This is a genomic window from Olivibacter domesticus (assembly GCF_900109575.1).
GTDB classification, from domain to species: domain Bacteria; phylum Bacteroidota; class Bacteroidia; order Sphingobacteriales; family Sphingobacteriaceae; genus Olivibacter; species Olivibacter domesticus.
In genome coordinates this window covers 1,976,922-1,995,152 of the sequence record NZ_FOAF01000001.1, presented here as the reverse complement: position 1 = coordinate 1,995,152, position 18,231 = coordinate 1,976,922, and the positions used below count along the sequence as shown (strand labels likewise).

Here is an 18,231-nt window from a genome sequence, read left to right as displayed (position 1 = left end):
TTTAAATTGAATTAGGTTTTAGCGAATTAAATATGCCGACATCAGGCACAATTTGCTAAAACGAAGCAAATTAACAGGCAATTTTGTAAAAATTTTGAAGTAAAATAAAATTTTTATTAGGAAGTCAATCAAGTACGCATGACTTTATTCAATGCCAAAGGAATATGTAATAAATCATAGTCGTTGTTGTATACAAGATATTTTGTTTGCCATTGAGGCTCAAATTTATCTTTAAAGTCTCTTAAACCTTTATAATGCTTAAATTGCTGTAATTTTTCGTATGCAAATTTAATAGTTCTTTGCGGAATATCTTCGGGTTTACCAATACCAGAAAATGGTGCTAACCCCATGTTAAGCGTTTGAAATCCATTTTCTTTAGCATACGCAATAAGTGCTACTATAAGGCAGTCCATATTGCCATTAGGAGCATCAGCAGTTTTTCTAATAAGATCGTATGTAATTTCTCCAGGGACATAATCAGGTATAATATTTAAGAAACTAAGTACCTTCTCATCATTGTTTTCTAAGGTAATGATCGTATGATTTTTTAATTCCAGCTCGTTAAACATCCCCTGTGAAAAAACCATTTCTTCACGATCTAAGCTTTGAAGCCAGTCGTCCGAAACATATTTAAGCTTTTGTAGCAATCCATCCTTGATAGGCGGTAGATAGATCTTTGTTATAAAACCTTTTTTCTGAACATTATTCAATGCATTTCTTAAAGATTTATTGCTTTTACCTTCCAATGTAAAATCGTTAAGGTTTACTATAGCTTCTTGGCCTATCGGAAGCGCTTTCTTTTTCATGCTTGTAAAGAATGGTAGATTTTCCTCGTCCACTCTATAATAGACAGGCTTTACGCTATTTTGTTGGCAAAATGCTTCAAATGAACTTATAATTTTTCCTTTGCCAAAATCATCTGTTTCACATATAGGTTCATGTAATACAATGGCATAACTATTGGCGATTTTGTAAGATATCATTCCCGCAGGTTCAGCGCTAAAGAAAAAAAACTTGTCATGCGCTACTTTAAAATAATCAACAGGAGATTTGCCGTATAACTGCACTAAGTTATCTGCTTTCTCTCGTTCTTCTTCATTATGGGCCAAATCGAATATATAAGGATGCACAAAGGAATAGAATAGTAGTAGAATGGCCGTAATGCCAAAAATATTAATAGAATATATAAATAACTTTGCAAATTCAGTTTGCGGATTTAAGTAAGTGGTGTCTAATAAGACTAGGCAGGCGAACGTGTTAATAATAGATTCACCTAACGTGAAATCTTCATTAAAGTGATTGGATTTCAATTGATAAAACCCAATTGTTCCATAGATGAGTACAGAGATAATAATGATAAATGAGGTGCCTACGCTGAAATTTTGAAGTTTTCTGTCTCCTTTGATATAGTACTGTTTGTAGGTAGCAATTAATGTGATCAATGTAAATAGCGCGAGAGAGGCTTCTTCATAATCAATCGCTTTTGTTATATGCCCTATGAGCGATAGAGCACTTAATGACAGGGCTATAATCCAGGCATTTCTCAAACCCTTTATTAAAAACGCAGAGCAGATCATTAAAAGAAAACCGATGAGTAGCACCATATAATTGGAGAAATGTATGGTATCGTTCGGAATAAACTGATGTAGTGTTTTTAATCTACTGGCGATTGCGGGCGTAAGTACAGATGCAATATTGACGATTCCCAAAACAAATAATAAGACAGATGGGAAAACGCGCAAAATAAGATTACCTTTTTGAAAAAGAAAGCTAACTAAACCAGCAACCAGTGGGAGCCAGAATTCAAATAGGCGATAAAGAAAAGTAATCGAAATAGCGAGCGTCTTATCTATGTTAAATTTACTTAAAATATATACCATCGATATCTCAACTGCACCCAAACCTCGCATAAAAGGTGATATGCATAAGAAAAGAGTGGCGATGACATAACTCACTATAGCGGCTGTGATATTGCCATTTATACCGATTGCCTCCATAGCTATGTACAGATGCATGATACCTACAAGCTCTATAAAGGTGGAATAAAGCAAAGTATACAGTAAATGTTTTTTGCTGAATTTTCCACGCTGAATTTCTTCAACAATCGTTTCAAAGGCAGGGAAATAACGTACAATAAGCTTATAAATATATCCTTGGGTATAGATGGATTTACCAATAAAAGCTATCAGTAATAATAAAATGGTTAATATGGTAATTGTCTCCCATTCGCCTCCAATGGCTTTATTGGTTAATGTTGTAAATGCAATAACAGGTATCGAAATCACAATGATGGATGCAATGCCTATAATGCCATAGATATAAGAAGCAAAATTGATTTTCGTTTTACTGACACCGGTTCTTTCTATTTCCTTTGTAAAAAACGCTAAAGAAGTCACTCCCCCTCCTGGCAAAAAGACGCTCACAAGATTTCTTTTCAGGAATAGATGGATGGCTAATTTAATAGAAATATCTTTTCCTACCGATCTAAAGCTATGGACGTACATCATCGCCTGCAGCAAAATATAGATACCCACTAATATTATTCCTAATGAAAGCCAAAATGGATGCGTTAATGCGATAGTTTGCTTAACCTTAAAGAGCTCCTCACGTTGTTGCCTTAAAAAATAAATACCAAGCATTATAAATAAAAATGCGAGTACTTCTTTAAAGTAATAATGTTGTTCTTTTAAATGAATCTTCAGATTTCTCATTAAACAATTAAGAATAAGACTTATACGTTAATGTTGCCCTTCACTTTTTATGCAAAATACATAAAGAACTTTTAAAAGATGAAATTTGCAAAATATAATGAACTACATTTTAATATAATGCTAAGTTTTCTGTAACGATAAAAATTATGTTGTAACAGAAATGATTTGAATTTTAACTAAAAGTTCCCAGTGGGTGGAATGATGTGCAGGTCTATTTTATCTATAGCAAATATATCAACTACCAAAAAACTGGGGAGCTTAGAAAGTCAGTAGGTGTTTGTCCGGTAAAAAGTTTAAAGTCTTTGTTGAAATGAGCTTGATCGAAGTAACCCGCATTAAATGCCGATTCGCTTAATAAACTTCTTTTCAAACCATCATCAACACTGGCTTTCATACGTACAATATAGCAGTATTGTTTAGGAGAGGTGCCGACCATGCGTCTAAAGCGTTTTTCAAAGGCATCTTGACTTATAAAAAGGCTAGCCGCTAATTCTTTAATGCGTAATACGCCTTTTGCAGTATGAATTCTTTGCAATGCCGTAAAAATAAGTTCGTAAGGTTTGCTAAAAATCAGCTTGGATAGTAGAAACTTTTCAAGCAAATTTATTCTTTGCCGGTTAGTATCTGCGAAAGTTAACTGCTCTTCGAAAGCTGTTAGATTTTGATAGCCTGTAAGGTCGGTGAGGGATATACTGTCGTCAAACAGCTCGTGAAGTGGCTCTCGGATAAACATTTTAGCACTAGCCTCCTTAAATATTACCAATAGGTTGCTGGTGTCAGGAGCGTAATTAATTAATCGGAAAGATTTTCTTAAGCCGGAAATAGCAGAGGATGGTAAGGCGATTTGGCCATGTGCCGTTTGGTAGCTCACATGCCCCTTATATCTAAAGGCCATCACAAGTGAGGTGTCAGGTAAGATCCGATTAAGCAATTCATTTTGAGCGTCAAGAAAAAGATAAGTCTTTATGTAAGGACTAAGCGAAGCCGAAGGGGCATATACTTCCATGTTCATAAAAAGTAGCTATCTATTTGATTCTTTCAGCAGGCAATTTCTATCATAAATTTATCATAATTAAAATAAAACCCGAAAATTTTTCTGATTTTTTTTGGAGATCCGGCAACGTTAAACCTGTACCCAAAAGATGTTGATTGCGGACCTTTATCTCTTCACCTTTTTTCCTTGTGAATAAATATTGAGTTGATCATATGCATATCCACGTTCATTAATCACTTTAAAATCGAAATTACTCAAATTTTTGGTCTTGATTACTTTAAAATCCCGCGCTATTGTTCTAACAAAATAGGCGTGGGTATCATCTTTTGCATAAAAATCAATGGAACAGTCTAAATAGTAAGGCCTGTCGGCCGCAATACAGGCGTCAACAAATCTGAAAGTCTTTGGATTGGCTTGTTCAACCACCTTATCTCTAAAATAGATATGGTTTTTATCTTTAGCCACATTCTCTATTAAATTTGGAATTATTACCTCAAATGTGCTAAGATCAACGTTTTCAATTTCCTTGATATAGCCAGCGTACACTTTTTCATTGGCAATAGCGTAGTGCTCATTTAAAAATTTTGCGTACGCTATACGATATGGCAGGCGTTCATGAAAGTAATAATCTGCAAATTGATCTGAGGAAAAGCCTTTGTCTTTATCTGTGATTTTGAACGTAACGGGATTGGCACCTTCTAACGAAGTGAAGCTACCCATAAAACTGTCTATATATACCCCGTGAGCGTCGCTGAAATAAGTTAACGTAATAGATGGGTGTTCAAAAATAACCTCTAAAGTTTCCAAGTCTAAAAAGCGTAAATGTTTATTGAATACTTTTGAAGCACAGAAATAAATGTGTTTTTTATCTTTGGAATAATTTTGCGATAGCGGTTGCCAGCTTTCAATATCTGCCTCGATAGGAATGCTGTAAATAGCGCCGTCTTTTTCTATTATCACGTAGGGTGGATTTATTTCAATAACTTGATAAGATTTCATTTAAGTTTTGACTGTTAGTGATCGGTAATACTACTATTAAAATTGAGAACCTAGGCTAAGTAACCAAATTAAATTCATATAAATTTTTCTTGTAGTTTCTTTGTAGACGTTTATACTCAGAATAGTCCGGATTTATCTTTCTGAGGGAGCTGAATGTGCCATTTTCACAAATAGTGAAATATGCGTAAGTATTGTTTCGCATATAGAGGACACTTACACCAACAATTGTGATTTTTGAAGCAGTATTTTTACTTCCCGTCATGTGTCAGGAATTGCTGACATTTCCCAACGGCTATGGTGTAGGTATTTGATTTTGATTGAAATGGTAGAGTAGGGTAGCAATTTCCTCTGTTACAGAATACCATTCCATCATGCAGGTGTTATTAATATCAAACAAGCCCTCTGTCTCACTCTGTGATATGAATATATGTGCATTAATGATAATTATAGGTAACTCTCCAATATTGTCTGTATTCACTGGAAGTCCTAATTTGGAGGCTAGTCTAAAAATAGGCATGGGAAAATCTGGATATTTATATTTTGCAAATATATAAATACAATGTTGTATATCAAATAGTGATGACAACATAATATAGATATTGTCGTATAAATACTACGTATTTTTGTATTTATGTTGCAAGGGCTCAAAGCGTTATATATTGTTATTTTAGGGGGTGAAGCAATATTGTTTGAAACCAACCTAAGGTCTTTTGTGCGTAAATTTGAGGGTATAGAACCAGATTCGAGAAATTTTGATTATTTCTATCGAAGATTTAGGAAAGAAAGAATATTCAGACTTAAGGTTAACGAGAAAGAATATACATTTCAAAAATTATTTGAAAGAGAGAAGTTCCCGAACCGTTAAGGAAGTAAACGGGTCTCCTAAGATCGTTATAATTTATCTACTGCGATCAGCAACATCATCGGACGGCGTAATTCTTCCCTCATTTCAGGAATATGCTTCAGCATTTCTTCGCTTGGCATTGGTTCTTCAACGGCTGTAAGCTTAAAATTCTCCTTCAAAAGTTCGTTCAGATAAGTGGCAATTGTTCTGTGATATTTTATTACATGCTCGCCCAAAAAGGAGGTGTCTCTTTGCCCTTCGGAAAAATATTTGTCTACCGGCCAGTATAATTTATCTCCTGTTTCGTTATAGATCCAATCCTGCATGCCTTGAGCAGTGAAAACAGGATGTTCAACTGAAAACACAAATGAGCCCCCCGGTCTAAGCCATTGGTAAACGCTGCGAATAAGCGCATCATACGATTTTATATAATGGAGGGTCAGAGAGCTGAATACAACATCAAAATGATTCGCTGGAAATACAGCATCTTCAAGTGCTGTCCTTTCATATTTAATCCCTTGCAGATGATTGATCTCCTTTGCTTTTTTAAGCATTTTTTCAGAAATATCAATACCTGTTACGGAAGCAGCCCCTTTTTCGGTGGCATACCTGCAATGCCATCCAAACCCACATCCCAAATCGAGCACATCTTTTCCTTTAAGATCCGGCAAAATCTCTTTTAAAAGATACCATTCACCTGCACCACTCAACCCTTTTACTGAACGGTTCATTTTTCCGTACTGTTCAAAAAAAGCTGGTTCATCGTATTTATTCTCTTTCATGATGCTTGTAGATTATCGAATATAACAAAAGTACATTGATTTCGCACGATAAATAACAAAAGAGCTTCTAGTTATCTACGGGAGTTATTTTACCTCCGCTTCGCTCGGTGATCTCTTGGTGGGGTGGCTCAAAGAAATGCTCACTCACGTTGTTCGTTCATTTTCTATTGATGTCTCGTTTGCTTCAAACCATAGGTTTGGCAAACGCCATAAATAGAAAATCCCGCTTGAAGGCGGGATCATTTCTTTGGCGGAGAGTGAGAGATTCGAACTCTCGATACCCTTTTGAGGTATACACACTTTCCAGGCGTGCTCCTTAAACCACTCGGACAACTCTCCAAAATCTTTTTTACTCGATTAAAAAGGAATGCAAAAATAGCAGCTTTATTGTTATTGACAAAAATTAAAATGAAATCTTTACTTATTTGAGGTGAATTGTTTGCAAGTATCTAATAATCAGTTTGCAAAAAAAAACAAACTAGCGCCGTTGGTAGGTTCTAATAATGTTGATTTAAAAAGGAGGTCGGAAGTGGATTCGAACCACTCTATGATCTTTTGCGAAGTTCAGCCTAACCGCTCGGCCATCCGACCTTTAATTTACAATACAAATTTAGTAATTATAGTTGTGCAGCCAATGCACAATTCTAGCACAATTCACGGGAAAATATTTGTTTTTTAGCGGTTAAAGGAGTTTTTTAATGACCTATTAAATTCAGTTCATTGGGATTTTTTGTATAAACGATTAATTATATGTCTGATTATGATTAGAATAGAACCATTATTAGCTTGATATATGTTGCTAAAATTTAATGGTATTAATTTTAACTTGTGTTGGAGAAATCCTTGAGATTTGATTGATCTGGTGGAACAATAATTCCGTGAGATCTAAAGGAATAGATATTGTTGTTTCAAGGTGATTAAATCTTACCGCTTTATTTTTTCAATAAAGCGGTAAGAAAATTGTTAATTATTGCCTTGCGTTATATCATTGCTTTTCGCAAGAAGTTTCGTGTTTTCAGCCAATTTAATAAATTCTGCTCTATAACCTTCCTCATCAATACCTTTAGCTTTTTTGGCGCGCGTGATGAGTCCGTCGTATGCTGCTTGCTGTTTATAAGCCGAATTGCGGAGTAATAAGCCGAACTCTGCAACAGCACTCGTAAACTTAAAGTCCTCACTTGTTTCTGAGAAGCTAACAGGCTTTGCAGCTATTGATAGCTTTTTTAGGTTACTTTTTTCACTTTCGGGATTCTTGTACCTGAATTTAATGGTGGCCATTTCAGTAGAATTGGAGATCACAGTGCTTTTATTAGGACTTTGGTATTTAAGCGGATCAACGTTACCTACATAATCATCTTTAATGCCGGCAGGAATGATTTCATACAAAGCGGTAACAGTATGCCCAACGCCCATGTCTCCTCCCATTTTTTGATCATTGTTGAAATCCTCTTTCTCTAATAAACGGTTCTCGTAACCTAATAAACGATAGGCCTGTACTTTTGCAGGGTTAAATTCAACTTGCATTTTTACATCTTTGGCCACGGTAAATAAGGTACTCCCAAATTCGGTAACCATCGCTTTTCTGGCTTCCGCTAAATTGTCTATATAAGCATAATTACCGTGACCTTTATTAGCAAGTGTTTCCATCTTGCTGTCTTTTAAATTTCCCATTCCAAAACCAAGTACTGAAAGACTTATTCCACTTTGTCGTTCATTGGCAACCAATTCTTCCATGTCTGCATCGCTAGAAGGGCCTACGTTGAAATCACCATCTGATGCGAGTATAATTCTATTGTTTCCTTCCTTGATAAAACTTTCCTTTGCTAATCGATAAGCTAATTTAATACCTGCACCTCCGGCAGTGGACCCATTTGCTTCCAATGCGTCGATGGCATCTTTAATTTTTATTTTATTGTTTCCAGCAGTACTTGTTAACTTAATTTCAGCACTTCCTGCATACGTCACAATTGCTACATGATCTTTGTCGCGTAACTGGTCTACCAGCAACTTCATAGAAGTTTTTACCAAAGGTAGTCTGTTAAAATCACTCATTGAGCCTGATACATCTAGCAGAAACACAAAATTAGAAGGGGGGAGTTTATCCGTTTTCATTGTTTTTGCTTTTAGACCGATGCGGAGTAAATGATGCTTTACGTTCCATGGAGCAGACGACAGCTCGGTGTGTATCGCTACGGGATCATTATTGTTAGGAGCTGCTAAATTGTATTGGAAGTAATTGATCATTTCTTCCAATCTTACAGCATCTTTCGGTGGCAGTTGACCATTGTTTATAAACCTTCTTACATTGCTATACGATGCAGCATCTACGTCTATCGCAAACGTAGAAAGAGGCTCTTGTTTTGGATCTATAAAGCCATTTTCCGAAATTTTCTTGTATGATTCTGTACTAGGATATGTGGGATAATGCCTATTTATAACAAGTCCTCCACGAGGTATTGATTTGGTTTGCGCACTTATAAAGGTTGCTGTACGCATGTTAGATCGGCGAGCCTTTGACGCATCAACTATTACAGTTTCTTCTAGCGATGCGTTGGAAGGATCAAGCCATACGTCCAGTAAGCTTGTTTTTTCTATTCTTACGCGTTTCGACTCGAAACCTATCATGGAGAATAACAGGTGTGTGGCGCCGTTAGGAACATTTAGCATGTATTTACCTTTATTATTGCTAGTTGTAGTAATATGGGTCCCTTCGACTTTTATGGTTACTCCTTGTAGTGGTCTATTGTTTTCTGTGTCGTAAACAGTGCCACTTGTAGTGTGATAATCATCAGCTCTGAATCCTACCAGGATTAGCAGTAGCATAACTAGAGAAAAATACGTCTTCATAATTATTGAATTTTTGCGAAGGATGCATCTTTGTTTATATTTCCATAATCAAGAAAAAAAAATTATTTTGATCAGCTAAATGAGTGGGTTTAATAATTATAAGCAATCAGATACTGAAAACGATGAAATGCTCTTACAGCGTTATCGTCAAACGGAAGATTTATCTGTGTTGGGAGAATTATTTCAGGCCCATGCCTCCATGGTTTATTATGTTTGCTACCGATATTTACAAGATAGTGAACAAAGTAAAGATGCGGTGATGCAAATTTTTGAGGAATTGATACAAAAGGTAAATAAGCAGGAAATTAAAAAATTTGGTAGCTGGTTATATGTATTCAGTCGTAATCATTGCCTGATGCAATTGCGCTCAGCAAAAAAAATGCAATATATATCATTAGATGAATTTGTGGAATTTCCATTAAACGGTCATCATGAGTCTGGAGACAATAAAGAACGGTCGTTTATTGTTCTTGAGAAGTGTATGGAAAAGCTTCCTGAAAAACAAAGAAAGAGTGTAGATTTATTCTACCTGAATGAGAAGTGTTATAAAGAGATAGTTGATTTAACAGGGTACACGTTGAAAGAAGTTAAAAGTTATATCCAAAATGGTAAGAGGAATTTAAAAATTTGTATGGACAAAAATCGTGAAGAATAGCCATCCTGACATATTGTTGATTCGTAAGTATTTGAAAGGGGAATTATCCGCTCATGAAATGCATATGCTTGAGAAACGCGCCCAAGAAGATCCTTTGCTAATGGATATGATGATAGGAATGGAAAGCGGCAATGAAGAAATGCATGAGACTAATCTATCCGTTATTGACCAACTCATCAGGCAACGTGTGTCCAATAAGCAAAGAGGAAAAGTTGTAGCTTGGAGAGCTTGGCTAATAGCGGCGTCAGTTGTCCTTGTAGCGGTAGTTAGCTTGTGGATCTTCCGCACGTCGAAAAACGACGGACTTTTGGACCAAGAGACGCTTGTTTTCCAGGATACACCAGCAAAAGGAGAAGATACTAATCGTGCATCAATCGAGGTGTCTCCTAAGCAATCGGATAGCTCGCAACTTATTGCGGCCTTACCCTCAAAAAAGTCCCCAGCCGTTACTGCCCCACCCAATAAACCAAAAGTGTTATCTCGAAGCGCCATAAAAGGCGAAAATACACCGTCTAAATCGATAGATCGTCAAGAGGTGGAGATAACCGCACAAGCTGATTCTCCTGGTTTAATGGCAAGTACCGATGCAAAACAACGAACAATACAGCATAAACTTTCTCCCGTTCCATCGGCGGAGTCTTTATATACTAACGTCACTGCACAAGCAAATTCAATAAGCAAAAGAGCAGCAATCCTGCGTAAGCCAAATGCTATAAAAGGGATGGTAAAAGATAAGGAAACGGATCAACCTCTACCGGGGGTAAATGTCTTATTAGCAGATAAAGCTATGGGGGTTACAGATAGTAATGGAAGGTTCAGCCTACCACATTCTTCCGATTCTACACAACTGGCGGTTTCCATGGCAGGATATGAGCGTCAGCAAATTAATATGCGGGCGAGAGACAGTGTCTTAATAGCCTTAGAACCGAATAATACTTCGCTTAATGAGGTGATGGTGGTTGGTTACAATGCGAAAGCAAAGCAAACGCTGAAGCCAGCTATTGGCTGGGAAGCTTACAAAAAATACTTGCATATCAACAATATATATGGTAACAGCGGAAAAGTGACCGTGATATTTCAAGTAGATACTGAGGGAAATCCTATAAACATACGTGTCATACGGGGCTTAGATGAAGACGCTAATCAGCAGGCGATTAAACTAATTTATACCGGATCAAGATGGATAGGCGAGGGACGCGGATCTAATGAAGAAGTCAAATTGGATGTGAACTTTCATTAGTTGATTGCAGAGGCCGGCAATATGGGGTGTTTAAGTCTATTAAGCTAGTGCCTTAATAATCGAGAGACTGATCTGTTCAATTGTTTTACTTATTATCATATCCTGGGAACCGGTAAAGATTACTTTATTATCAGTTGCTTTGCCATTAATTAAAATACAAAAAAACATCGTTCCAACCGGTTTTTGTTCATTTTCGCTTCCTCCTGGTGTTGTTAACCCTGTAACTGACACGATGACATCAGCGGAAATAATTTCTTTTAATTTTACTGCCAATGCTCTGGTGACCTCTGTGGATTCAGGTGTATATTGTTCGATTAGCTCTTTTGAGATACCTAAAAGATCTTTTTTAACACACGCATCATAGCAAACGATGCCGCCTTTTAGGAAAGACCCGGCATGGGGAAGTCTAGCGAATGCCGCCGACAAACTCCCCGCTGTTGCACTTTCTACAAAAGCAATTGTTAACTTTTTGTCTGATAATAATTTATCGCATTGCTCAATAGCAGCAGAATCCAGATTTGTCATAAATTAAAAGTGTATTTTAGTAAGAACGCTGGAAGGGTCGTTTTGTTTATCTAAGACCTAGGCAAGCTATTTTAGATAATTTTAAGAATTACACCGAATCGTTAGGATAAAAAGATTAGAAATATGGCGGCAGACCGTCTAAGCTCAGCACACGTGTAACTGTTGAGCGCTATTCAGTTAATTACAAGGACTAATTCTCACAAAAGATACTACCCATTTAATGGTTGGAAATTTAGAATATTGCTTATTTCGTCAAAAGACAAGCAATGCCATTCGTAGTTTTCCAAGTTATTTAGCTCAAGTTCTTTTGTTAAAAAATGTTCAGTAATAACATACTTTTCATCTAATTTTAAATATGGAATTTCTCCAATATTATCCGTTTTAAGTTCAATTTTTAGCAGATCGCTAAGATAGTTTAGATTAATTTCCATAGTGTATTTAAGTTGGTTGGTTTTAACAATTGAAATTAAGAAATAAAAAATAGATAAGCAATGCTAATTTTAATCAATTAAATGCTCATTTTTTATGAAGAAATGAGTAGACACTTGTATTTCCGTTATACATTTATAGAATAGATGGGCTATTCTAACTAAATTAAAGTGTTTTTGGTCGGTGCTTTGGAGAGATATGAAATAGTGTGAAATTTCAAAAATTTCTATACTGACCTCTATAGCACTTATATGAATAAATACAAAAATCTAAAGCCTATATCTCAAGCATATCAGCCTTCCAATGGCGTTTGCAAAATCCTGATCTGCATCTGGATCTTCAAAAACCCAATTTCTCCCTTCTCGTTGAAGTATTTTATTAAAACCATCCAACTGAATTTCTATTTCATTAGTAGATACTTTAATGTGTGAAGGTTTAACTATTCTGAATTGATGATCTATATTATTGTAGGTGATCCGAAGCAATTGCCCCTGATGTAATAAACCGTTATCGAATGATTCGTTGGGTGTTCTCATATTAAATTGACCTGCTAAAAATACGAAATTGGTAGCACATATAGAACATCCCTTTGATGAAAAATGCTCTTAAGTTGGTTAATTATTAGATAAAAAAATGAAAACACTTCATTATCATCAATTTATTAGATCAAAAAAATAATAAATTTAGCTGTTTAATTTCAATTTTTCTCCTGTTTTGCAAGCTTGATAAATAGCATCAATAATTTTAAGGTCCTTTAATCCTTCCTCGCCATCAACGGGCACAATTGGTTTTTTACCATCGAAAATAATTCCTGCCATTTCATCCATCTGTTTAGCTTGATGTGTCGTATGTGGTTGAGTGAGTTTTCCAAGGTGTGTACGTCCTTCAATAGGACCATACCCAGTTGAAGGCTGTAACTCAGCAAAGCCCTTCTCCCCATTTAAATAGAAGCGATCTAGGTAATTCATATTATAAGTTGATAAACAGGAAGCTACTGCGCCACTTGGAAAACCTAACTGAAACTGAATGGTTTCATCCACACCGTCTTTGAATTTTACCATATCCGTTTTCGTTTCTTGGGCGGTTAACCAGGATGGTTCTTCGCCAACCATATAGCGTGCGCCATTTAAGGCATAAATACCTATATCCATCATTGCACCTCCACCAGCCAAGGCCTTATTTAATCGCCACTGGTTAGGATCACCTATTTTAAATCCCGATAGACCTTGAAAGAACATAATTTTACCAAAGTCTCCCTTTTGACGCATATTCACCACTTCTAATGTTTTAGCCTCGAAATGCATACGATATCCCACCAATAATTTAACATTGGCATTTTTGCAGGCATCTACCATTTCTTTGCCCTCTTGTGCATTTAGGGCCATCGGTTTTTCGCATATAACATGTTTACCAGCTTTAGCGACCCTAATTACCTGATCATGATGAAGGGCGTTTGGGGTAATTACATAAACTGCATCGATATCAGGATTATCTTTTATATTATCGAAATTTTCATAGTTGTAACAATTTTTTTCCGGTATATTATACTTCGCCTGCCAATTTTTTATTTTAGCTGGGGTGCCACTAATAACTCCAACAAGTTTAACCCGCTGACATTCTTGTATAGCCTCACCTACACGTGTTCCATAGCCCCCTAATCCCATGATAGCAACCCTTAAGACCGTGCCTTCTTGGCTGTTGTTAAGAGGATTTAAATCGTGCAATGGAAATTGTGATGGAAAAAAAGGTATCGCTGCTGCAGATAAAGCAAGCTTATGGATAAAGTCTCGGCGTGATTTCATAATTCGTTTAAGATTAATTAGTAGTCACTAAGTAACAAAAATTTAAGCGTAATGTTTACGTTTTTTGTGAATTTCGTTGTACAAATATTGAGAATAAGGACTTTTATTATTTATTTGATGATTTATTTGGTAATTTTCACTTTGCCGGACAATGCAGCTAATTTTTCCGTATGTTTAATTCAATATATATGAATCAAGAAATAAATCAACCTTTTCCGAGTGCTTATACAGCTATTTTAGAAGCAACTAAAAAGGCAGGATTTTCTATGGCCTCCGAAGTCCTTACCTGTTCCTTACTGAGAACACTTGCTAGTAGCAAGACTTCTGCAAAGTTTCTTGAATTAGGAACTGGGACGGGGTTGTCTACTACTTGGATTTTGGCTGGTATGGATCAAGCGTCCTCTTTGGTTTCAATTGATAATGATAGTGCGTTTTTAAATATCGCTTCGAATTTTCTGAGTAGAGACAAGCGTCTAGAGCTTGTTTTAAACGATGGGGCTGTGTGGATTGAAGAAAATAGAAATCAGCGGTTCGACTATATTTTTGCTGATACATGGCATGGTAAATATTTGCTTTTGGACGAAGTATTGGATATGATGAATCCGGGTGGATTTTATATCATTGATGATATGCTTCCGCAGGCTAATTGGCCAGAGGGACACCAGGAGAAAGCATTGAACCTTATTAAAGATCTTGAAAAAAAAGAAAATTTAGCGATAACAAAACTGATGTGGGCATCGGGGATTATCATTGCCGTAAAGAAATAAAGTAAAATGGCTCTAAAACAACTTATAGAAAGCAACAAAGACGATATAGCCATAATAGTTGGAAATGGTATAAATCGTTATTTAGAGCAAAAGGGTGGGTTTTCATGGGATGACCTATTAATTGATTTATGGAAAACGTTTAATCCGGGTGTTTATAGTAAAATGCCCGAAGGAGTGACGGTTACAGAGTTTTACGATTTGTTAGATCTTTCTAAGTCAGATTATTCTGCTGCTGATTATTCTATTCAAAAACAAGCGGCAAAACTTCTTGATCAATGGAGCTACCTCGATCATCATCGTCGGTTTGCAAAAAAGCTTGAGGAATTGGATATCCCTGTCTTAACGACCAATTTTGATTTATTGCTTCCTCGATCGTTAAACCTAAAACAACGTTTTTTAAAGAGTGATGAAGGCTTTACCGACTATTATCCTTGGAAGGCTTATTTTGGGGATAAAGCGCTCGAAAGTCCGACGAGCGGTTTTGGTATATGGTATATCAATGGCATTACGCAATATCCAAGGAGTATCCGTCTTGGTCTTTCTCAGTATATGGGGAGTGTTGAAAAGGCGAGAGCTTATTTACATAAAGGTAAGGGGCGATTATTTAACATAAAGAATAATGGAAACTGGAACGGACAGCAAACGTGGCTTGATATCATTTTTAAGAAATCACTATGTATTATTGGCTTAGGACTCAATGAAAATGAAGTGTTTTTACGATGGCTGCTTATCGAGCGTGCGCGTTATTTCAAGCAATTTAACAAGCAGGCAAAAAAAGGTTGGTATATTTCAACACATGTAGATAAACCCGATAACAGAACGCTTGGAAAAACTATTTTTCTGAAGAGTATGGGCATTGAGTTTATAGAAGAAGCAAATTATAAAGCTATATATGAAACCCCTTGGTTATAAAGGCTTAAGGTTACTATTTAAGTCATAACATCACTTAATAGGATAGGGGCCCTTTTCAAACTTCTTTGTATGGTAGCCTTTCGATCCTGTTTTAATTGATAAAGCACTTCTATAATCTATGCCCGATTTTATACAGTCAAGTGCATAACGAAAATCATGCTTTGGTTGCCAATCGAGTTCCTTTCTCGCCCGTTCATTTACATATACTCTCTCAATAGAGGGAAACATCTTCCATTCCTTATCTTTGAATAATTCAGCGTAATCGGGGTACAATCTTTTTACGACTTTGGGAGCATCAGATGTCAGCTCGGATAAATCATCGTAGGTAAATGGCGTAGTGGCACTTATAATATATTTTCCGAAGCCAATTGACGAAGCCTTTTCTAAAGCTTTTAAATGAGCGCTTACAACGTCCATTAGGTCTACGCGTCTATAAAGCAATTCGTTGACCTTTGTATTGTCATTTTCATAAGCTAATCTTGTTTGTTCCTGATCATCATCTTCTGGAAAAAATCGCGAAGTTCTTAATACAATGTTAGGAAGACTGTGATTCCTAGAGAATAGTTCACATAGGTTCTCGGCTGTAGTTTTAGTGACACCGTAAATGTTTTTTGGAATAGGAACGACCTCTTCCGTTATCCATACCGCGGGTTGACCTTTTCTTGGTACCATTGCGCCGCCAAAGGTGCTAGTAGTACTTGTGAAAATAAAAGCATCTATTCCAGCAGCTAGGTCCTCCTCCAGTAAATTAAGTGTTCCGCTAATATTGGTGTCGATAAATTGTTGGTTGCTATGCGTGGCAACATGGGGCTTATGAAGAGTGGCTGTATGCATAACTGCATTTATTCCCTTCATGCATTGTTTAACAAATTGTCGGTCAGCAATTGACCCCACTTTGTCTGTGAATGCAGAAGGAATCACGTCAATGCCAACCACCTCATGATTACTTGTTCTAAGCGTCCTAACTAAAGCTTCCCCTAAATGACCGCTACTTCCGGTAACTAAAATTTTCATTTTACGTTTTAATATGTAAATAAAAGCTGCCAAATGCTAAGCTTACACAAAATTTGATTACAATAATAAGGTATTTCCAGCACTTAGCTATACAGAATCGAGATAACTTGGCTGAAGGTCTATGATGTATGCGGATTCAAATTTGCATATAAAAGATAATTTACTTTAATTTGAGTTAAGCGTTTTATTTCAATGAGCAAGTTTACAACTTTTAATGTTCTTCCCCCTCCAGTTGCTTAACTAACAAAGCAATTCATTTTTTCAAGGCTTGTTTCAAGATAGGCTTATGGATTCCCTTTTTCTAAAATTGCTTTGTGATCAAATTTTATCAATCAAATTATTCATGTTAGCAACAAGGACATTATGTTCAAATATTTTTTTATCGTTTTTGCTGGGGCTTGCTGCTTCGGTGTTCTTTCTACTTTTGTTAAATTGGCCTATCAGGAAGGGTATCACACTTCGCAGATAGCGTTCCTTCAAGCTTTCATTGGGGCGATATGTTTGTGGTTTATGCATTATCTTCAAAAGGGGCGGACAGATAAACCATCGGTTATTGTTTCGTTTAAAAATTTGTATACCCTTCTACTTACAGGTGTAGCAATCGGATTAACAACATATATTTATTACCGCTCGGTATATTATATTAATGCATCATTAGCCATCGTAATATTGATGCAGTTTACTTGGTTAGGAATATTAGTTGAATGGTTATGCTTTAAAGTAAAACCTAAACAAGGCCATATAATAATTGCTGTTTTAATACTTTGTGGAACCTTAATGGCTGGTGGAGCGTTAGGCAAAAGCACACAGGTTTTTTCCTTAAAAGGGATAGTTTTGGCCTTGTTATCATCCTTACTGTATGCCTGCTATATTGTAGCCAATAGTAGAGTAGGAAAGGGCTTGCCTACTATTTATAAAAGTGCAGTCATCATGACAGGTTCAGCACTTGGGATTTTATTTTTTAATCTTGAAGATCTTCTTTACGCAAATTATTTTGATGGGAGGTTAATTAAATGGACTGCCTTTCTTGCACTTTTTGGTACAATTATACCGCCTGTTTTATTTGCCAAGGGGATTCCAAAAATTGGAATAGGTTTAAGCAGCATCCTAATGACGGCAGAATTACCTGTCGCTGTTGTTAGCGCCCATTTTTTCTTACATGAAGAGATAAGTTTCTTGCAGTGGTTTGGGGTTGCATGGATGCTCCTAGCCATTATATGGATGAACTTATCAAATTGGAAAGCTGATAATCCGCTTAAATACAAAATAATTTAAGCGTGAAAATTCACCTCCAGTTATTAGTGTTTGTAATTAAGAAAATAGTAAACAGGTAAAGAAACGAAAAGCCCCATTTGGGGCTTTTCAACATTAGGTTTGGAAGATTATTTAACGAATTCCATTTTCATGACATCAAGAATACTATCATCTTTCGAATAAGTTATTATAAAGCTATGGAAAGAATTGTCCAACGTACTCTCGTTCCCGGCGAACATGACATCTATGTATCTTATATATTGATGATTGCTTTCAAGGCGGTTATCTGTCCATGCGCTTTGTATCGGTTTGACGATTAAACCACCAGTGTTAATCCCCTGCGGTAACTTTTCTGGATGTTTTAAGAAATATTTCTTCAAATGATTATGAAAATCTTTTAAGGCAACGAAGTTCTCCATTTTAGTCATTTTTACTGTCGTAAAACTAATTCTTTAT

The 18,231-nt window shown here is 36.2% G+C and carries 17 protein-coding genes and 2 tRNA genes; 5 read left to right on the top strand and 14 right to left on the bottom strand.

The window, feature by feature from the left end; all coding sequences use genetic code 11:
- Positions 1 to 128: 128 nt before the first annotated feature.
- From BMY50_RS08830 to BMY50_RS08795, 8 genes are all read right to left on the bottom strand, one after another.
- Positions 129 to 2,711: a phosphatidylglycerol lysyltransferase domain-containing protein gene (locus BMY50_RS08830; protein ID WP_093322344.1), complete on the bottom strand. Its 2,583-nt coding sequence runs from the start codon at positions 2,709 to 2,711 to the stop codon at positions 129 to 131.
- 238 nt (positions 2,712 to 2,949) lie between these two features.
- A complete protein-coding gene (locus tag BMY50_RS08825; protein ID WP_093322341.1) occupies positions 2,950 to 3,723 on the bottom strand; it encodes a helix-turn-helix domain-containing protein in 774 nt (257 codons plus the stop codon).
- Between the two features lie 147 nt (positions 3,724 to 3,870).
- The gene (locus tag BMY50_RS08820) at positions 3,871 to 4,704 is read right to left on the bottom strand and encodes a DKNYY domain-containing protein (protein ID WP_093322337.1); all 834 of its coding nucleotides are present in this window, start codon (positions 4,702 to 4,704) and stop codon (positions 3,871 to 3,873) included.
- 292 nt (positions 4,705 to 4,996) lie between these two features.
- Entirely contained in the window at positions 4,997 to 5,221 is a 225-nt protein-coding gene (locus BMY50_RS08815; RefSeq protein ID WP_139202239.1) for a hypothetical protein, read from the bottom strand.
- A gap of 374 nt (positions 5,222 to 5,595) precedes the next feature.
- Positions 5,596 to 6,330 (bottom strand): class I SAM-dependent methyltransferase, encoded by a 735-nt coding sequence (locus tag BMY50_RS08805; protein WP_093322327.1) that lies wholly within the window; start codon positions 6,328 to 6,330, stop codon positions 5,596 to 5,598.
- Positions 6,331 to 6,578: 248 nt separating this feature from the next.
- Positions 6,579 to 6,669, bottom strand: a tRNA-Ser gene (locus tag BMY50_RS08800).
- Positions 6,670 to 6,850: 181 nt separating this feature from the next.
- Positions 6,851 to 6,921, bottom strand: a tRNA-Cys gene (locus tag BMY50_RS28130).
- A 372-nt stretch (positions 6,922 to 7,293) separates the two neighbouring features.
- The gene (locus BMY50_RS08795) at positions 7,294 to 9,177 is read right to left on the bottom strand and encodes a YfbK domain-containing protein (protein WP_093322323.1); all 1,884 of its coding nucleotides are present in this window, start codon (positions 9,175 to 9,177) and stop codon (positions 7,294 to 7,296) included.
- 79 nt (positions 9,178 to 9,256) lie between these two features.
- On the opposite strand from BMY50_RS08795, the gene BMY50_RS08790 reads away from it, so the two are divergent.
- Together BMY50_RS08790 and BMY50_RS08785 are read left to right on the top strand one after the other, a co-directional pair.
- Positions 9,257 to 9,832 (top strand): RNA polymerase sigma factor, encoded by a 576-nt coding sequence (locus tag BMY50_RS08790; RefSeq protein WP_093322318.1) that lies wholly within the window; start codon positions 9,257 to 9,259, stop codon positions 9,830 to 9,832.
- Positions 9,822 to 11,072, top strand: a complete 1,251-nt coding sequence (locus tag BMY50_RS08785) for a carboxypeptidase-like regulatory domain-containing protein (RefSeq protein WP_139202238.1) — start codon at positions 9,822 to 9,824, stop codon at positions 11,070 to 11,072. The genes BMY50_RS08790 and BMY50_RS08785 overlap by 11 nt, the downstream gene beginning before the upstream one ends.
- 39 nt (positions 11,073 to 11,111) lie before the next feature.
- Here the strand turns inward: BMY50_RS08785 and BMY50_RS08780 are convergent, their stop codons facing one another.
- The 4 genes from BMY50_RS08780 to BMY50_RS08765 form a co-directional block, all read right to left on the bottom strand.
- Positions 11,112 to 11,597: a CinA family protein gene (locus tag BMY50_RS08780; protein WP_093322309.1), complete on the bottom strand. Its 486-nt coding sequence runs from the start codon at positions 11,595 to 11,597 to the stop codon at positions 11,112 to 11,114.
- Between the two features lie 209 nt (positions 11,598 to 11,806).
- Complete coding sequence (locus tag BMY50_RS08775) at positions 11,807 to 12,028, bottom strand: hypothetical protein (protein ID WP_093322305.1); 222 nt, start codon at positions 12,026 to 12,028, stop codon at positions 11,807 to 11,809.
- Positions 12,029 to 12,295: 267 nt separating this feature from the next.
- Complete coding sequence (locus BMY50_RS08770) at positions 12,296 to 12,562, bottom strand: hypothetical protein (protein ID WP_093322301.1); 267 nt, start codon at positions 12,560 to 12,562, stop codon at positions 12,296 to 12,298.
- A 147-nt stretch (positions 12,563 to 12,709) separates the two neighbouring features.
- Positions 12,710 to 13,828, bottom strand: a complete 1,119-nt coding sequence (locus BMY50_RS08765; protein ID WP_093322296.1) for a Gfo/Idh/MocA family protein — start codon at positions 13,826 to 13,828, stop codon at positions 12,710 to 12,712.
- Positions 13,829 to 14,016: 188 nt separating this feature from the next.
- Between BMY50_RS08765 and BMY50_RS08760 the strand changes: the two genes are divergently transcribed.
- Entirely contained in the window at positions 14,017 to 14,595 is a 579-nt protein-coding gene (locus tag BMY50_RS08760; RefSeq protein WP_093323716.1) for an O-methyltransferase, read from the top strand.
- A 6-nt stretch (positions 14,596 to 14,601) separates the two neighbouring features.
- Positions 14,602 to 15,507 (top strand): hypothetical protein, encoded by a 906-nt coding sequence (locus BMY50_RS08755; protein WP_093322292.1) that lies wholly within the window; start codon positions 14,602 to 14,604, stop codon positions 15,505 to 15,507.
- 30 nt (positions 15,508 to 15,537) lie between these two features.
- On the opposite strand, the gene BMY50_RS08750 is transcribed toward BMY50_RS08755, so the two are convergent.
- Complete coding sequence (locus BMY50_RS08750; RefSeq protein ID WP_093322288.1) at positions 15,538 to 16,521, bottom strand: NAD-dependent epimerase/dehydratase family protein; 984 nt, start codon at positions 16,519 to 16,521, stop codon at positions 15,538 to 15,540.
- A gap of 363 nt (positions 16,522 to 16,884) precedes the next feature.
- Between BMY50_RS08750 and BMY50_RS08745 the strand changes: the two genes are divergently transcribed.
- Entirely contained in the window at positions 16,885 to 17,796 is a 912-nt protein-coding gene (locus tag BMY50_RS08745; RefSeq protein ID WP_093322283.1) for an EamA family transporter, read from the top strand.
- A gap of 107 nt (positions 17,797 to 17,903) precedes the next feature.
- Here the strand turns inward: BMY50_RS08745 and BMY50_RS08740 are convergent, their stop codons facing one another.
- Positions 17,904 to 18,194 (bottom strand): hypothetical protein, encoded by a 291-nt coding sequence (locus tag BMY50_RS08740; RefSeq protein ID WP_093323714.1) that lies wholly within the window; start codon positions 18,192 to 18,194, stop codon positions 17,904 to 17,906.
- Positions 18,195 to 18,231: the final 37 nt, after the last annotated feature.

Bases quoted from the DNA above. Each gene is read 5' to 3' on its own strand.
- BMY50_RS08820 (WP_093322337.1), bottom strand. From the start codon at position 4,704: ATGAAATCTTATCAAGTTATTGAAATAAATCCACCCTACGTGATAATA.
- BMY50_RS08775 (WP_093322305.1), bottom strand. From the start codon at position 12,028: ATGGAAATTAATCTAAACTATCTTAGCGATCTGCTAAAAATTGAACTT.
- BMY50_RS08750 (WP_093322288.1), bottom strand. From the start codon at position 16,521: ATGAAAATTTTAGTTACCGGAAGTAGCGGTCATTTAGGGGAAGCTTTA.
- BMY50_RS08740 (WP_093323714.1), bottom strand. From the start codon at position 18,194: ATGGAGAACTTCGTTGCCTTAAAAGATTTTCATAATCATTTGAAGAAA.
- BMY50_RS08815 (WP_139202239.1), bottom strand. From the start codon at position 5,221: ATGCCTATTTTTAGACTAGCCTCCAAATTAGGACTTCCAGTGAATACA.
- BMY50_RS08745 (WP_093322283.1), top strand. From the start codon at position 16,885: ATGTTCAAATATTTTTTTATCGTTTTTGCTGGGGCTTGCTGCTTCGGT.
- BMY50_RS08805 (WP_093322327.1), bottom strand. From the start codon at position 6,330: ATGAAAGAGAATAAATACGATGAACCAGCTTTTTTTGAACAGTACGGA.
- BMY50_RS08755 (WP_093322292.1), top strand. From the start codon at position 14,602: ATGGCTCTAAAACAACTTATAGAAAGCAACAAAGACGATATAGCCATA.
- BMY50_RS08760 (WP_093323716.1), top strand. From the start codon at position 14,017: ATGAATCAAGAAATAAATCAACCTTTTCCGAGTGCTTATACAGCTATT.
- BMY50_RS08830 (WP_093322344.1), bottom strand. From the start codon at position 2,711: ATGAGAAATCTGAAGATTCATTTAAAAGAACAACATTATTACTTTAAA.
- BMY50_RS08765 (WP_093322296.1), bottom strand. From the start codon at position 13,828: ATGAAATCACGCCGAGACTTTATCCATAAGCTTGCTTTATCTGCAGCA.
- BMY50_RS08795 (WP_093322323.1), bottom strand. From the start codon at position 9,177: ATGAAGACGTATTTTTCTCTAGTTATGCTACTGCTAATCCTGGTAGGA.
- BMY50_RS08770 (WP_093322301.1), bottom strand. From the start codon at position 12,562: ATGAGAACACCCAACGAATCATTCGATAACGGTTTATTACATCAGGGG.
- BMY50_RS08825 (WP_093322341.1), bottom strand. From the start codon at position 3,723: ATGAACATGGAAGTATATGCCCCTTCGGCTTCGCTTAGTCCTTACATA.
- BMY50_RS08790 (WP_093322318.1), top strand. From the start codon at position 9,257: ATGAGTGGGTTTAATAATTATAAGCAATCAGATACTGAAAACGATGAA.
- BMY50_RS08780 (WP_093322309.1), bottom strand. From the start codon at position 11,597: ATGACAAATCTGGATTCTGCTGCTATTGAGCAATGCGATAAATTATTA.